The sequence below is a fragment of the Enterococcus sp. DJ147D b genome, assembly GCF_058216655.1.
Genome location: NZ_CM177104.1, coordinates 2,153,781 through 2,169,684 on the forward strand (window position 1 = coordinate 2,153,781; position 15,904 = coordinate 2,169,684).

A 15,904-nucleotide genomic window follows, 5' to 3' on the forward strand; every position below is an offset into this window, starting at 1 on the left:
TTTAGAGAGTAAAGGGGGAACACATATGTCTGTATCCATTCGCTTACAAATAAGAACGATGTACAATGATTTCAGTCCAAAGGAGCAAGCCATTGCAGATTACGTGCTAGAAAATTCAAGTAAAGTAGCTCACAGTTCCATTAGTGATTTAGCGAATGAACTTGGAATCGCTGACTCCACTTTTTTTCAATTTACGAAAAAACTTGGTTACAATGGATTCAAAGATTTCAAAATGGCGATGCTCATTCAAGAAAATGATTTTTCTGCGATTGCGATCCATGAAAATATTGATCAAAATGATACAGAACTGACTATGGCACAAAAAGTGTTTGATTCAAATATCACTACTTTGAATGATACACAAATATTATTACGACAAGAAGATTTAAAAAAAGCGGTTGATTTGATCAACAATTCTGATCGGCTATTCTTCTTTGGTGTAGGTGGGTCTGAAATTGTTGCAACTGATGCTTATCACAAATTTTTGCGTTCGCCAATCTCAGTTTTTCACAGCACAGATTACCATATCCAATTAATGGAAGCTTCTCTTTTGACACCTACTGATTGTGCAATCTTGATTTCCCATACAGGTCAATCGAAAGAAACGATTCGTTTAGCAGAGACAGTCAAAGCTACTGGAGCCAAAGTAATCGTCGTCACGAGCCAAGCTCATTCCCCTTTGGCTAAACTTGGTGATGTGGTCTTTATTTCCATTGCAGAAGAGACAGAATTTCGTTCGGAAGCTTTAGCTTCGCGGATTTCTCAACTAAGTATCATGGACTCGCTTTACGTTATTTTGATGTTTTATAATCAAGAAGAAGCGCGTGACTCGATTTCCAAAGTTCGTCGAGTCATTGCTCGTAGCAAACAATAAAAAATTCCACCCACCATTAGTCGATTACCAATGGTGGGTGGAATTTTTGTTTAGATGCTGGAGGTAGAGTGTTTGTTGTTTCAATCAAAAAAGAAAAAATAAACCATTCCTATATCATAGAAAATAGCACTCATCCACAAAAAAAACAGGCAACTAATTTTTCCCTACCATTCTTCACTAGTTTGTCTGTTTTTTTGAATTATGTTTACTTAATCAATCACTTGCTTCACCTTAAACTCTTTTGTCTGCTCCGATTTTTCTTCTCGGCTCGCTAATTCAAACAAAATATGTTCTCCACTCGATTCGTCTTCCACGATGACTAATTTTCCCAATGGCTGGCGTTGATCTTTCACGATTTGTGCTTCACGAATCAATTCTTTTGGATCACGTTTTGCTGCTAACGCATTTCCTAAATTAAAAAAAACTGTTTCTTCCATCCTGATCCCTCCCATTTCCACCGATGTTTGGCTTGTTCTCAAAGCTTGAACTCTTTACGCGTTGGAGACTGTCTGCTGAAAATTCTATAGTATTATTATACCATGCGTCAGAAAAACAATGTGCTTTGGACATACTCATTCATAAAAAAATAAATTGATTCTAAAAGTAGAAAAAAATGGAGCAAAACATTCGCACGTTTTGCTCCACTCTTCTCTTCATCCTTAGATTTCAATCTTCATCCCATCATAAGCTGTCAACATTTGATGTTCATCTGCTAATTCTTTCATTTCTTGATGTGTCAAACCGCCATTATGAGAGAAATGACTGAGAACATAGGTCGTCTTTTCATCACATAAACCTCGTTCGGATAACGTTTGAATCAGTCGTAAATTTTCGCCTAAATTCATGTGAATCCCACCAACATATGTCATGTTTTGTCCTGTACAATCCAAGGATATCGCATCTAGTTTCAATTGATTCCCTTCTAAATAATCCAAAACTTCATTGGTTGGAAAACCTGTATCATGTGTATAAAATAATCGCTTTCCTCCGCGTTCGATCACATAAATGAAGCAATCCCCATTTTTTTGACCATGTACAGCTGGTAATGTATGAACTTGGTACTCCCCAATTTGATACTTTTTAAATGACGCTAATTCTTGAAACTCAATACGTTCAGGTTCAATCATTTTTTCCAGTTCAAATGCGCGATCAAAGAAGCGATGAACAGTTGCATTTCCATAGACAGTTAGCTTTTTGTCCAAATCATTAGCATAAGAACTCATTCGAAAAGCTAAATCTTCTGCATATAAATGATCACTATGCCAATGTGTGATCAGTAAATGTTCGATCTCATTGAAATTCAGTTGATGTTCCCGTAAATGAAAATAGCTATCTCCAGGAAAATCAATCAATAGATCACCATCATCTATCAAGGTTTGCGTTTGAGTTCGTAAATCTTTTCCACCATGTTCTCGTGCATAGCGGCAAATACGACAGTTACAAAAAATGCCAGGAACTCTTTCCGCGGCTGCCGTGCCTAAATAATGAATTTTCATGTTGTTTCCTCCTACCAATAAGTTGCCCAACTTCGATATAAACGTGTCAGTGCCTCAAAATAAAAATAATCTCCCCACGTAGTACATTCATTAATTCCTGTTCCACCTGGCTTAGAGTATACGCCTTGAACTAACAGACCATTTGATTCTGGAACATTTTTTGTCGTGTAATTCATCAGATTAACCATGATTTTTTGCGCAGCTTCTTCATATTCTTGACGTCGTGGATCCATTAATGGTAACTGTTTTGCCAACTCCAACAAGCCACAAACCGTAATTGCTGATGCAGATGTATCTCTTTCTTCCTCGCCATCCACAAAAAACAGATCCCAATAAGCAATTTTATCTTCCGGCAAATGAGCTAAGTAGTAATCTGCTAAATGACAAGCAGATTCTAGTAACGTTGCATCTCCTATATGAGTAAAACTGATTGGAAAACCATAGATTCCCCACGCTTGGCCTCTTGACCAACAGGAATCGTCTGCGTAACCTTGCGCTGTCGCACCAAAACGAGGGTTTCCTGTCTCAATATCCATATAATATGTGTGAAAAGTTGAATAATCTTCACGAATCAAATACTTCTGCGCCAATTTCACGTGATTTTTAGCTGCTTCTCGATAACGTGAGTCACCCGTTTCATCTGAAGCAAAATACAGTAAAGGCAAATTCATATTGCAGTCAATAATCATTCGACCTTGTTGTTCTTTATCAGATAGATCACCCCAAGCTTGGAAAATCTTCGCTGTTTCGTTATAACGTCGCATCAGAACATCTGCTGCTTGGAGTGCCATTTTTCGTGAAGAAGCTGTATTGTTTTCGCGATAGTCAGCAACTGCTGCTAAGGAATATAAAAAGCCAATATCATGATGGTTCAAAACGATTTCTTCGTCTAGTCGTTGCTGAAATACTTCTAGCTGTTTGGTAATCACTTGCTGGATTCGCTCGTCTGGGCGATAACCTTGAGCCAGATGCAGCATACCAATCCAAAAACCATCTGTCCAATCTGCATTTTCAACAGCTGGATAACGATAATTTTTAGAAACTGCTGCTGGTACTAAGGTTTCAAATGTTGACAGATTATCAATGATTTTTTGATAAACAAATTCAAGTTCTTGTGCGACTTTTTCTTTTGTTAGCATATTGCCCTCCAATTTAATACAAAACGATTTTTTCTTGGTCGGTAGCTACGACCACTCGACCATAATAGTATGCTCCTTCAACACAATACGCTCTTCGTCCATGGACAGGTTCTTGATGTTGGATCAAAATTAATTTTTGCGTGCGATCTTTCAACTGAATTTTGATTGCTTCCACTATTTCATCTGATTGTTGCTCTGCTTCTGAGTAAACGGGTAGTTTCTCAACTTTTGTAATCAGTCCCCGTGGGTTTAAAAGATAAGTGGTTGCAGCTGTTCCTTGGATATTTTTCTTTAAGACAGCACAAGTGATTTTTCGTAATTCATTGTAGGTTGGTGCGCTATTTTTTTCGTAGCATTTCCAACGTGTTTCTTTCGCCAAACATGAAATCTCATAGCCTAATTCTGGGAAAATCAGTGTCTTTTGTTTTTGCTGGACTACTGATGAATCAACATGAAAAAACGTTTCAATTTCATGGTTTCCACGACAAAGATAGTTGTCACTAACGAGGCTGAATCCTTCCGGAAAATGAATCACTTTACGATCAACGTACACTGGATCAGCTAATGTCAAGTAACCTAAATGACCACCTTCAAAAAACTGGACACCTGACTTTTCGCTGGCTTTTTGATTGATTGGCGTCGCAACTTTGATGCTGTCCCACGCATCTGTATGTTGATTAAAGTTTTTTTGATCCACCACGATGGTATTATGCGCTGTTGCTTCTTTGAAAGCCAGTCGATGTTTGCTTAATTCATAGCTGTATCGACCTGAATCAATCAAAATGTCTTTTCCTTGATAAACTAAGTCAATATGGAGTAAATCATCATGTCCATGTCCGCCGCCCAGAGGTCCGCACTTAAACAAATGATACGTCAGCGGACTTTTGGCAATCATGATGCCGGCTTGCTCAAAATGATGAAAAGCTTCTTCCAATAAAAAGTGATTCGTAATCGGAAATTGACCTCTTCCTAAAGACATTTTTGCAAAAAAGGTTAAGTCTGCTTGATTTTTTTTTATTTGTCCATCTGGATTAGTTAAAATAACTTCTGCATATTGCAATAATCCAGTCATATCTTCTTGGTCGCTATCGCCATACATCGGTTGCTGACCGTTTGGTTTCACAAACAAGCTGGCTGCTCTTGCCAATTGTTTCGCATAGTCAACAATTTTTTCTGGCACATCCGTTTCTGCCCTTTGCGCGAGTTGTAAAATTTCCAATAAACAAAGCAAAACTTCATTGTGATACATAAAAGATTGTTCTCGTTGCATGCCATCTGCTTCTACCTGTAAAGCTAATGAATGCGTTAAATAAAAGAGACTTTCTACTCGCCATAAAGCTGCCTTCTCGAACGTGGGAAAAGCTAGACTTAAACTATACAACCCGGCAATTTCTAACACCTGCCAGTTGCTCTGGCCTCTTTCAATCGATAAATTTTCGTAGAGATACGTTCCTTGGCTCTCGAGAATTGCTTCCAACTCCTGCTTCAATTCGTCCGAGAAAAGTGGCAAGAAGCGATTCATTTCAATTAATTTCAACCAATTAACCACACGTAGCCCCACATCAATTGTTCGCCAGCTAAACTGTTTCGTTGTTTGATTTAGTGGGTTATGCTGAAGAAATGCATGTAAAAAACATTCAAGATATTCTTGATACTTTGGCTCTTCTGTTAACAAATAAGCCAATCCTACATCAACTAAAAAGCGATGGCGATGCAACATATAAAGCCATTCCATATCCCCATTTGGACTAGTTGACCACTCAATGTCTGCTATTTGCCAAAAAACAGGTTCGTGCGTTCTTTCCATATCCCACGCGTTATCAAAAAGATATTCTCCAGAAACAAATCGTTGACTTCTTATAAGTAGTTCTTCGCACCCATTTTCATCATTTTTCAGCAATTCTTCTCTAAATGCAATGAATTCTTCTTGACTTGTACAATTGAAAAAACCTTTAAAATTTTCCTCCATGTCACTGACTCCTATGCCATGATCGGTGTTTCAGAAAAATGGATCTCATGGATTGGCACACCCTCTGTTTCAAAAATGATGACTTCATTTTTCCCTTTTTTCCAAAAGAAATCAGGAATAAATAAAGAGTGTACCGGTCCTTCTTGCCAATAGCGTCCCATATTTTCCCCATTCACAAAGACAACACCTTTACCAAAAGTACTACAATCTAAAAATGTATTTCCGACTTCCTCTAGCAATAGCTCAATCTTATAAAAACTTGGTGTTTTTGCGATTGCCGCCTTGGTAAAATCAATTTTTGCTAACTGCTCTGGCTGTAATTCTAATGGATAATGTTCCCAATCAGAGATGTAATGGATATCCTCCATCACCCCACTCCGAATACCTTTTCGTTGACTATCCGCAACGAGCTTAGGTCCATAATTATTTCGACCCATGTTTTCAACTAACAAACTCAATTCATTTTTTTCTTGGGTCAAGTCACATGAAAAATCTTGTCCTAATTCTGCCTGATACTGAGTTGCAATCAACTGTTGATTCATGAAAAATTGAACACGATCCAAGCCATCAACGACTTTCATTTTGGCAATGTGTCGTTTGTTCAATAATTGGCTACGATACAGGATATATCCAAAATTTTGACCGATTTTTTCCATAGGCAAAGTATAGTCATTGATTATGGGCTCACTGATTTCTTCCAAAACAGAAAACAAACTGACACTTTCCTTCACTGCATAAGAACCTAAGCAAGTTGTTTTTGGATAGACAGGTTTTGAAGTTTTAGCTGTTGGCACTTCTTCTTGAATCACTTTTTGAATAGCAAAATATTTTTCCGTTGGCATACCCCATTCTGTTAACGGCGCATCATAATCATAAGAGGTGATTTGTGGCTCATTCGTTGCTCCTGCATCTGAACAACCATTATAAAATCCAAAGTTCGTGCCACCTTGAAACATATAGAAATTAATACTCCCTTTTTTTAACACTTGGCGTACTTCTTCTGCTGTTTCTTGTGGGTCGCGACGAATAATTGGTTTTCCCCAAGAGTTGAACCACCCATCCCAAAACTCCATGCACATGTAAGGTTCATTCAACCCATTTTTTTCTTGGTAATTCTGTAACCACTTGAAGTTTTCATTTGCACCAGATCCAAAATTTGCTGTCGCTAAAATTCCTTCTTGTGGTAAAGTTCCAGCTTCTAAAACCTCTTCCCAACCACCATCTGAGGTTACTAAAGGAACATCCAAGTAGTGTTGCAGTTCTTCTGCTAAAAATTTCAAATACGTTTTATCTTCGCCATAAGAACCATATTCATTTTCTACCTGAATGAGTAACAAACTTCCCCCGTGTGTCACTTGATATGGCGCTAATTTTGGCAATAACACTTGATAATATTCCTTCACTGCCTGCAAATAACCTGGATGTTGACTACGAATGCGCATGCTTGGATCTGCCAATAACCAAGCTGGCAACCCACCAAAATCCCACTCTGCACAAATATACGGACTTGGTCGGACAATGATATACAACCCTAATTCTTCTGCTATATCTAAGAACTTCGTTACATCTGCAATTCCAGTAAAATCAAACGTTCCTTTTTTCGGTTCATGTAAATTCCAAGGAATGTACGTTTCCACACAGTTACAGCCCATCGCCTGCAAGTTTTGTAACGTTTGACGCCAATGTGTCGGGGCAATTCTAAAATAATGAACGGCACCAGAGATCAGCTTGATTGGCTGCCCATCCACATAAAACTCTTCTTTGATTTCGAAATTCATCCTGCAGTTCCTCCTAAAATTCTTATTTGATTGCAGAGTCTAGACCATTTGATTTGAATTTTGATTGCAAAAACATATAAAGCAAGACAATCGGAATAACTGAGGTCGCTAAAACGGCCATCAGTGCACCATAATTCAAAGGATCGTAGTTGTTTTGTGTCATGTTTTGAATAATCAATGGGACAGTGAATTTTTTTGAGTCGGATAAAACGATCAACGGAATCAAATAAGAGTTCCAATAACCCATAAACGTCAATAACGCTGTCGTGATAATACTTGGAGTCAACACTGGAACAGCAATTTTCCAAAAAATCGTCCATTCACTAGCACCGTCGATCCGGGAAGCTTCCATCAATTCATTGGGAAACTGCTGTGCATATTGACGCATCATAAACACGGAAGTTGTCGAAGCAACGCTCGGAATGATTACCCCGGCAAATGTGTTTGTTAAACCAAATTTACTTAAAATATAGAAAGTTGGGATCAATGTCGCAAAACTTGGAATCATTCGAGAAATCATCACTAAGTTGAAAATAAGATTGCTACCTTTGAAACGATATTTTGCCATGACATACCCAGCTAACGTGGTAACAATCGTAGAAAGTGCTGTCCCTACCAATGTGATGACAGCTGAATTGAACAACACTCGAATGTAATTATATTTTTCTTGTATCTCACCAAGGTTTTTCAAAAAGTGTGGCCCAATTGTAAAATTGATTTTTTCCCCTAATATCACATCGTTCGATTGAGTTGAAGCAATGAGCATATAAACATAAGGTAAAGCAAAGATTACTAAACCAATCAGTAAAACGAAATAAATAAGTAATGGGTTCAATTTACGCTTCATTGTTTTTTCCTCCTACAATAAACTGAATAATGGATAGGATTGCTGCAATGATCACCATCGTCCAAGCAATCGCAGAAGCTTTCCCGAAATCAACCATTTCAAAACTTGTTTTATACAAATTCACACCAACTGTTACTGCAGAAGATTCTGGTCCAAATCCATTTTTGAATAAAATGTTTGGTACTTCAAAGGCACCTAATCCATTGATTGTCGAAAGAATCATTCCCATCAACACAACTGGTTTCAACAAAGGGATCGTGATTTTAAAGAATTTTTGAAAACTATTGGCTCCATCGATATCTGCGCTCTCATAAATTTCTGACGAGATATTTTGCAATCCGGCTAAAAACAAAACTGTGTAATACCCAACATTCAACCAGATCGAGATAATGATAATCGATACTCGTGCCCAAAATGGATCCGTTAGCCAAGGAATCGGTTCCATTCCAAAGGTTGTTAACACCGTATTGAATAAACCTGTTGGATTATAAAAAGTTAAGAACACTGATGACACTGCAACGATCGATGTGATTGCCGGTAAATAGTACACTGTCCGAAAAAAACCTTTTCCTTTAATCGTTGGCTTATTTAACAAAACAGCAAAAATCAAAGCAAAGAAAATCGTGATCGGAATTGAAAAAATCATAAAAATAAACACATTGAAATACGATTTAAAAAACAATGGATCTTTAAAAATAGCTGTAAAATTATCTAAACCGATAAAATCAATCGATGTCGATACTTTTGAAAAACTAAATCCCAATGACATCACTGCCGGAATCAATAAAGTAATGATGAAAAATGCTAAAAATGGCAACAACATGATATAAGCTGTTCGGGAATAATTAGTAATGGCTTTTTTCTTTTTTGGAAATTCCATATCCAGATGCTCCTTTTCTGTTCTAAAAATAGGTTAGGACAGTATGGCAGCCCTCACTATCCTAACCCGTTTGATTTACTCGTTTATTTCTACGTTATACTTCGAAGAAAAATCTTCTGCTTGTTTCTTCAATGCTTTATCGACAGACATACCCTTATTCTTGATGTCATAGCTTGCGGCCTCAATATAATTGTCTAAATCTGCCGAGTAAGGGAACGCATAACCCTTGATACTATTTTGACTGATTTTATCTAGTGTCAATAAAATCTTTTGGTTTCCGTAGTAAGGAAACTCTTTTTGAGCAACTTCGCTTTGATAAGCAGTCACATTTGCAGGCAAACCACTTAGTTCCATGTACGCATCCAACGCATCTTTATCCGTTAGTGCAAAGGTGATGAATTGTAACGCTGCTAACGCATTATCTGATTTTTTAGGTACATAATAACTAGATCCCCCACTCATTGGTGAAAAGTTTTTTGATTCGTCTACCGCAGGAATCGCACTGATTCGCCAGTTTCCTGCATCATCTGGATAATCCGTTGCTTGATAAGAAGCTAACCAGCCACCAGCAAAGATTACGCCACATTCTTGTCCAATCACTGTATAATCTTTTGAATTACCATAGGCTACTAAATCTTCATCTTGAAGTTTTTGAATGATGTCGTATGATTTTTTAACCGCGTCATCCAATAAATTTAATTTTCCATTTTTATCAAATAAAGACACACCTTGTTGTTCCGTCAAATATTTAACAAGATCCAATTCTCCTGTATCACGCATAAATAATAGCTTTTTACCTGTTTTTTCTTTTAATTTCTTCCCTGCATCAATCAATTCATCCCAATTTTTAATGGTTGTTACATCGATCCCAGCTTCTTTAAAAGCGGTTTCATTATAGAACATGCATGCATTCCCCCAGTCATTAGGAAAACCAAATACTTTTTTCGATGGTGCAATATTCCCCAACATGTTCATCTTTGCATCATAAAAATCTTTGCCGTACTCTTTTACAAAGCCAAAGTCTTCAGACGAGTAAAATAAATCTTCAAACTTATCAAAAACTGAACCAGCATTACTATCTTGCAAGAAAATCAAATCTGGCATTTTTTCATTTGCAACTAATTTTGGTGTTACCTTTTGAACCATCGGAATAGCGGGAGCTACATCCACCGGATTCAATTCTAATTCTGTATCATATTTCTGATTATAAAGCTCAATGGATTTTTGTAAGTAATCGGTATTCTTCCCTTTGGGAACATACACCTCAATACTTGCTTTTTTCACGCGTTCTTCTTTTGCCAAATCCTTAGCAGAATCTGCTCCTGCTTCTGCTTTTGAATCACCACCACCACAGGCTGCCAAACTAACTACTGCCAATAATCCTAAAGCACCGCTCAACAATTTTTTGTACTTCATAAAGTACCTCCTAAATTTTTGTAAACGCTTTATTCATTCGTAGAATACACGAAAGCTAGGCAAAGGTCAATAAGTTTAGTGAACTTTTTTATTTTATTCACTAAACTTATTTCACCTAATTTTTATACGGTTTTTTCACAAAAAAAGAGAGAGATGACAAAAACTTGTCATCCCCTCTTTTTCAAATAGACAGCGAAACAATCATCAACCACTAGTCGGATTTAATCGCCTGTGCTCCCACGCAGACTGAGTTCCGTCGCAATAATTAATTTTTTAGCCACTTGTCTTCCAGTTTCTAATTTCTCCAACAGTAACTCCACACTTGCTTCGCCCATCAGTTCTGTATGTATTCTCACTGAACTCAACGTTGGAAAAATATGTTTAGCAACACTCGTATCATTGAACCCAATTAACGATACTCTTTCAGGTACCTTGATTCCTGCTTCCAGCAACGCTCTTAGTGCACCAACCGCTAAAGGATCATTTGCAATAAAAAATGCGGTTGGCAAATGTTGCCCTAACGTAGCGATTGCTTGTTTCATCATCTCATAACCACTTTCGACATCAAAACCACTTTGGAATACATTTTCCTCTCGGTAGACGTCACGGAAACTTGTGTATTTTTCAAAAGCAATGGTTCGTTTGTCTTTTCCAACAGGATGGTTAGGCAATGTTTTACCGTAGTCCAAGCCACCGATAAATCCAATATTCTTATGACCGCGCGCACAGAAAAAGTCAATCACACTATTCACAGCCTGATCAAAATCTAGGGACACAGAATCATATTTTGTTGAAAGAATATCCATTCCAACAAAAACTAGGTTATCTGTAAAATCAATTAATGATTGTTGCTGCTCTGGTGTACATTCGCCAATCGAAATAATCCCAATTACCTCTTCATCAAATATACGTGTATCGTTATAAAAATAGCGCACAATCTCATAACCTTCATCCAAAATCTTCTTTTCAGCACTCATTCTTAGCGAAAGATAATATACATCATCGAGCTCATCTTTTTCCGTCATCCATTGAACGATCGCGATTTTTCCTTTATCAATGACGCGGTTCCGTTTATATTTGGTATATTCTAGTTTCTCTGCCGCTTCAAAAATTCGTTTTTTTGTCTCATCACTCACTGATAACGTTTGATCAAAATTCAATACTCGAGAAACAGTTGTCTTAGAAACACTTGCTAAATCTGCAATGTCTTTAATTGTTGCCATGTTAGCACCTCATTCTTCAATCCTTCGTTTTAATAAAAAATCTAAAATATACGAGTTCAGTAAACTGAACAAAATACCTATCACTACTGATTTTACCCCATAAGTCAAAAATCCCAAAGCTAGTACCATCACATTTATGTAACGGATTCCTCTGGCAATACTAAATTCTGGATGTTTTTTATTGATTGCTAAAGCAATGACATCCATTCCTACCGTAGAAGCATTCGCAGAAATACAGCAATAATACCCAATCGCGATAAAAACACAGGCAAAAAGAAAATCAACGACCAAATTGATTTGCACATTGAGTTTAAGTAGATAAAACATCGTAAAGAACAGGTTATAGCAAATACTGCTAACAATTGATTTGAGAAAATTCCCTTTTCCTAGAAAGAACCAACAAAAAATCAATAATAAGACTGTTACACCAGAAGTTAAATAAAAAATTGGTATTTGCGAGATTTTTTCTAAAATCATCGCCACACTCGTTACCCCACCATTGATAATATTATTCGGTTTCATCCAATTTGCGTAAGCAAATCCTAAAAAAATATTTCCAACAATGATTTTTAGAATATTTTTTTGTTCTGTTGTCGTTATTTTACTTTGAATCACAGCTTTTCGCATTCCTACTCTCTCCTAACAAAGCGCTTTCATTTCATTCTAGTAGAACTATACCATTGATTCACCTATTTTTTCAAATAGTTTAGTGAAAATTCAGTAAAACATTTTAGACGTTTGTTTAAACTTCTAATTTTACACAGAAAAAGAAGAACGAGTACAAACCAGCTCGTCCTTCTTTTTTTCAACTTTCATTTACAGTGTTCACCATTCAAAACAAGTCTAAATGCCACAAAAATTTGAGAAGTAATTTCTGAAAATGCATTCTTATTTATTGGAGCTGGGCATTTCTTTCACGACTTTATCTTCGTCCCAAAACAACTCCTCCCTATAGCTTTTCATTTCAACATATGAAGAACTATTTTGAATGCTTGCTCGCTATTTTGTCGAAGCTGAATGTTTTGCGCCGTAACCTTTTATTCCCACTCAACTTCCAACTGACTAGATTCACCTGTCATACCTGCCGTTTGAACTTGTGCACTTCTTCCATCTTCACTGATTGTTATATTTTCATCTGCATGAATAACTGTTTTCACTGCTTTTGAAAAATTCAGCGTCAGTGTTGCATTCGTTTGTAAAGGATTAGCGACTGTTACTTTCGCCTGATTTGATTCCTCTTTCACCAAAACTGAGGCTGGTTGATCCACTGTAATACCTGCCACTGTTTGATTGGCTACCCAAAGATTTGCTGCTGTTATTCCAGTGACTGTATCTTTGACACTTTGATTTTCCTTTTTGTTGGATAAAATTTCGATTCGATTTTGTTTTGCATAATCTTCAAGACTTTGCGTTGTTGCATTTGGCAAAAGAATATACGCATACTTTTCATCAATTGGTTTTTGACCATGGTTAAGTAAAACTTTTTGATAGTTTTCGGTATACACTTGATTGTTCGGGAAACCTTCATTGATATCGCTGTATTTTCCAGTACGCTGTTCCTTAACTAAAGTAATTGTTTCTTCTTGAGGGAAGTAATATCCAATACTCTGATTTTTTTGTGAAGATGACAAGAGGAGCCAGTCATTTGCTTGCATGGTTTGTTCGCCATTACTGGAAACCTCACCTTGATTTGTCATCAACTGGTACGTACTGTTGGAATCAAGCATTCGGTTTTCAATCACTGTTTCAATCGAAGCTGATGTCGTTCCTTGAATACCTGAGCCTAATGCAACAATTTGGCCATCAAATACAAACCAAGATTTCTGCGCTTTAAGATCCATTGGTAAAACCATACCGTTATTTTTCGTTCCCTCTTTGTTTAGCGCCATGCCAATAGCAGCATTTTTTCCGTCTGTTGCACCACCTACTTGTTTTTCTGAAGAACGCACTGTCGTAAATGAGCTCACTTCATCTGCTAATTTGACTGTATCAACTGTCGTGCCAGGCAATCGGTATGGATCAACCGTCGGCCAATAACCTTCCCCGTATTGCTGATCTTGATTGAATACATACAACATACCATCGGATGTATGCCAGCCACGTTTGTTCTCTTTGTTACCTGCCTCGAATGAAGAAATTCGGTTCGAGTACATGCTAAGTCCCACACTAAAATCACCACTAGCATAAACATAGCGATCCATTGCACCATACAATTTACTTCCTAGAAACGGTTTTTCTTTTCCAAGAATCGTTTCATCACTCATCACCTGTTTCGTTAACAATAAATCTTTGAAATCACGTGCATTGGTATAGTAATAAGCTGGATTCTCCTTCAACCAATATTTGACACTTTCTTTTAACTGACTGTTTGCTGACGGGTCTGCAAATTCTGATACTAGCAATAAATTATACATTGTTGGTGAACCAAAACCAGTTGTTTTTGTCGAAGTTGCTCGCGAAATGGAACGACCATTCACCATTGGCATCATTTCGCCCTTCTCGATTAATGGAATAAAGGCGTTATTCACATTGGTCACAAAAGAATCTGTTACTTCTTTAGGTAAATTCCATTTTGAATTGGCTAAAATTCCTAAAATCTTGCTTGTTCCTTTCACCAAAACATTTCCATATGAACCCGTGTATGGAATATCACCATGTTGAATAAACGAACCATCTTTATAGAATCCGTCTCCTTTTGTCACAAGTGCAAAAACTTCTTTGATACTTTCGCCGGAAACACTTAATTTATCTCCACTTTTTTGTAAAATACCCAACCCCATGACCGTTAACGCTAAATCCGTGCGATTCGCTCCTGTCGTTTGGAAATTGGGAATAAAATGCAAATCAACAAAGGTTCCTTGTGGCTTACCGTACAATTGTTTATAAGGATCTGGAACATACAGCGAAATGACTTGCGTGTATTTTGACAATTGCTCCGTTGTCAGCTCGTCTTTCATAATCATCAGAATATCAATAAATTTTTGTGGCACACCAATCTGCCAATCCCACCAGTTACCATGATATTTTTTACCATCGTATTTTCGAACATCTATCATAAAATCAAGTGCCTCAATAATGTCCGTTCTTGCCTGTTGATCTTGATAAAGGGTCGTTCCTTTTGTCCCATAAGCTCGAGCCAAAACAGAAAGATTCGCAAATTGGGTTGTTATATCTGCAGAGGCTGTGTCTGATGCAATCTTTTCCCACAAATACGTGCGATTGGATTCTTTATTTAGTTTCCCATATAATTCATTGGCTTGTTTTGAAAGCTTTTGCGTATACGCAATAATATCTGGATCATTTAATAATTCAGGATTTTTTTCAAAATCACCAACAAGATTCGTTTTCCATTTTTGTTGCAACTCTTTGGCTTCTGCCTCAGTTGGATCATTTGATTCTTCTGGATCTAAAGGAATCGAACCAATCTCCCCATTTTTTAGCGCCACTACCTTCAACGTTATCCGATCACCAAAAAGACGAAGTCCAATTTTGCCTTGCCATTCTCCATCAATACTTCCATTACCATTAGGATAGTTGACTTCTTGATTTTCATATAACAAATGCCCATTTAAATAAGTAACAATTTTTTTCCCTTCATAGCGTACCAACAAACGATATGTTTTTCCCTTGACCAACGGTGAACCTTTAATTGTGGTGATCCACTTTCCACCCGGTTGTCCTAGCTGCCAATCTCCATCTCCATTGTAAGCAAAGGACTGCCAAGTCGCTGAATCAGTCTCACTTCCTCTAAAAATCACCCCAAAGTTTTTTTGTCCTTCATAAAGAAAAGTCATCTCAACTTCTCCAGTTTTTTTTAACGGTGCATCTTGTAACACACTCACAGATTCAATCGAAGATCCTTGTGTTGTATTACTAATAACTAATTGATTCTCACGAAGACTAGTCTTAGAAGTCCCTTTGATATCTAACCAATTCCCCTTTTCTTGACTAAAATTAGTTTCAAAAATTTCCGTTGCTCTTACTGTTACACTCTGAAACATACCGATAGCAATGATAGTTCCCACAAAAAATACCCACTGAATCATCTTCCCTTTTTTCATCTGATACCTCCTAGATAGCTTGCCTTCAGCACCTGTCTATAATCCAATTGCGACACAACTAAATAAAGCGTTTTCACAAAGCATGATAGCATAGACTTTATTTTTAGTAAACATATAAGATAATTCACTAAACTAAGCATTTTGATTAAGTGTTCTTCTACAAAATATGTCGTTTGAACTGTTTTATCCCTGTCCACAACAAGTATTACAGACAAAAAGCC

General features: G+C 37.1%; 12 protein-coding genes. 1 reads left to right on the plus strand and 11 read right to left on the minus strand.

The window, feature by feature from the left end; translation table 11 throughout:
• The first annotated feature begins 25 nt into the window (after window positions 1-25).
• Window positions 26-874 carry a MurR/RpiR family transcriptional regulator gene (locus tag AC4BD1_RS10150; protein WP_206907313.1) on the plus strand — a complete coding sequence of 283 codons (849 nt, stop codon included), beginning with the start codon at window positions 26-28 and terminating at the stop codon, window positions 872-874.
• A 209-nt stretch (window positions 875-1,083) separates the two neighbouring features.
• Here AC4BD1_RS10150 and AC4BD1_RS10155 read toward each other — a convergent pair whose 3' ends face one another.
• The 11 genes from AC4BD1_RS10155 to hylB all read right to left on the minus strand — a co-directional run bounded on the left by AC4BD1_RS10155 (window position 1,084) and on the right by hylB (window position 15,683).
• Complete coding sequence (locus AC4BD1_RS10155) at window positions 1,084-1,311, minus strand: hypothetical protein (protein ID WP_206907315.1); 228 nt, start codon at window positions 1,309-1,311, stop codon at window positions 1,084-1,086.
• 222 nt (window positions 1,312-1,533) lie between these two features.
• Window positions 1,534-2,370, minus strand: a complete 837-nt coding sequence (locus tag AC4BD1_RS10160; RefSeq protein WP_490466436.1) for an MBL fold metallo-hydrolase — start codon at window positions 2,368-2,370, stop codon at window positions 1,534-1,536.
• 11 nt (window positions 2,371-2,381) lie between these two features.
• Window positions 2,382-3,509, minus strand: a complete 1,128-nt coding sequence (locus tag AC4BD1_RS10165) for a glycoside hydrolase family 88 protein (RefSeq protein ID WP_490466437.1) — start codon at window positions 3,507-3,509, stop codon at window positions 2,382-2,384.
• Window positions 3,510-3,522: 13 nt separating this feature from the next.
• On the minus strand, window positions 3,523-5,478 hold the full coding sequence (locus AC4BD1_RS10170) for an alginate lyase family protein (RefSeq protein WP_490485566.1): 1,956 nt from the start codon (window positions 5,476-5,478) through the stop codon (window positions 3,523-3,525).
• 11 nt (window positions 5,479-5,489) lie between these two features.
• Entirely contained in the window at window positions 5,490-7,256 is a 1,767-nt protein-coding gene (locus tag AC4BD1_RS10175; RefSeq protein WP_490485567.1) for a glycoside hydrolase family 35 protein, read from the minus strand.
• Between the two features lie 22 nt (window positions 7,257-7,278).
• Complete coding sequence (locus tag AC4BD1_RS10180; protein ID WP_206907324.1) at window positions 7,279-8,103, minus strand: carbohydrate ABC transporter permease; 825 nt, start codon at window positions 8,101-8,103, stop codon at window positions 7,279-7,281.
• Window positions 8,093-8,983, minus strand: a complete 891-nt coding sequence (locus tag AC4BD1_RS10185) for a carbohydrate ABC transporter permease (protein ID WP_206907327.1) — start codon at window positions 8,981-8,983, stop codon at window positions 8,093-8,095. The genes AC4BD1_RS10180 and AC4BD1_RS10185 overlap by 11 nt, the downstream gene beginning before the upstream one ends.
• Before the next feature lie 75 nt (window positions 8,984-9,058).
• Window positions 9,059-10,399, minus strand: coding sequence for an ABC transporter substrate-binding protein (locus AC4BD1_RS10190; RefSeq protein WP_490485568.1), 1,341 nt, complete (start codon window positions 10,397-10,399; stop codon window positions 9,059-9,061).
• 221 nt (window positions 10,400-10,620) lie between these two features.
• Window positions 10,621-11,622 carry a LacI family DNA-binding transcriptional regulator gene (locus AC4BD1_RS10195; protein ID WP_206907330.1) on the minus strand — a complete coding sequence of 334 codons (1,002 nt, stop codon included), beginning with the start codon at window positions 11,620-11,622 and terminating at the stop codon, window positions 10,621-10,623.
• 9 nt (window positions 11,623-11,631) lie between these two features.
• Window positions 11,632-12,249 (minus strand): YitT family protein, encoded by a 618-nt coding sequence (locus AC4BD1_RS10200; protein WP_490466440.1) that lies wholly within the window; start codon window positions 12,247-12,249, stop codon window positions 11,632-11,634.
• A gap of 410 nt (window positions 12,250-12,659) precedes the next feature.
• Window positions 12,660-15,683 carry a hyaluronate lyase HylB gene (gene hylB / locus AC4BD1_RS10205; protein WP_490485569.1) on the minus strand — a complete coding sequence of 1,008 codons (3,024 nt, stop codon included), beginning with the start codon at window positions 15,681-15,683 and terminating at the stop codon, window positions 12,660-12,662.
• Window positions 15,684-15,904: the final 221 nt, after the last annotated feature.

Excerpts from the sequence above, each read along its gene's own strand:
- AC4BD1_RS10150 (WP_206907313.1), top strand. The coding sequence starts at position 26 with ATGTCTGTATCCATTCGCTTACAAATAAGAACGATGTACAATGATTTC.
- AC4BD1_RS10155 (WP_206907315.1), bottom strand. The coding sequence starts at position 1,311 with ATGGAAGAAACAGTTTTTTTTAATTTAGGAAATGCGTTAGCAGCAAAA.
- AC4BD1_RS10160 (WP_490466436.1), bottom strand. The coding sequence starts at position 2,370 with ATGAAAATTCATTATTTAGGCACGGCAGCCGCGGAAAGAGTTCCTGGC.
- AC4BD1_RS10165 (WP_490466437.1), bottom strand. The coding sequence starts at position 3,509 with ATGCTAACAAAAGAAAAAGTCGCACAAGAACTTGAATTTGTTTATCAA.
- AC4BD1_RS10170 (WP_490485566.1), bottom strand. The coding sequence starts at position 5,478 with ATGGAGGAAAATTTTAAAGGTTTTTTCAATTGTACAAGTCAAGAAGAA.
- AC4BD1_RS10175 (WP_490485567.1), bottom strand. The coding sequence starts at position 7,256 with ATGAATTTCGAAATCAAAGAAGAGTTTTATGTGGATGGGCAGCCAATC.
- AC4BD1_RS10180 (WP_206907324.1), bottom strand. The coding sequence starts at position 8,103 with ATGAAGCGTAAATTGAACCCATTACTTATTTATTTCGTTTTACTGATT.
- AC4BD1_RS10185 (WP_206907327.1), bottom strand. The coding sequence starts at position 8,983 with ATGGAATTTCCAAAAAAGAAAAAAGCCATTACTAATTATTCCCGAACA.
- AC4BD1_RS10190 (WP_490485568.1), bottom strand. The coding sequence starts at position 10,399 with ATGAAGTACAAAAAATTGTTGAGCGGTGCTTTAGGATTATTGGCAGTA.
- AC4BD1_RS10195 (WP_206907330.1), bottom strand. The coding sequence starts at position 11,622 with ATGGCAACAATTAAAGACATTGCAGATTTAGCAAGTGTTTCTAAGACA.
- AC4BD1_RS10200 (WP_490466440.1), bottom strand. The coding sequence starts at position 12,249 with ATGCGAAAAGCTGTGATTCAAAGTAAAATAACGACAACAGAACAAAAA.
- hylB (WP_490485569.1), bottom strand. The coding sequence starts at position 15,683 with ATGAAAAAAGGGAAGATGATTCAGTGGGTATTTTTTGTGGGAACTATC.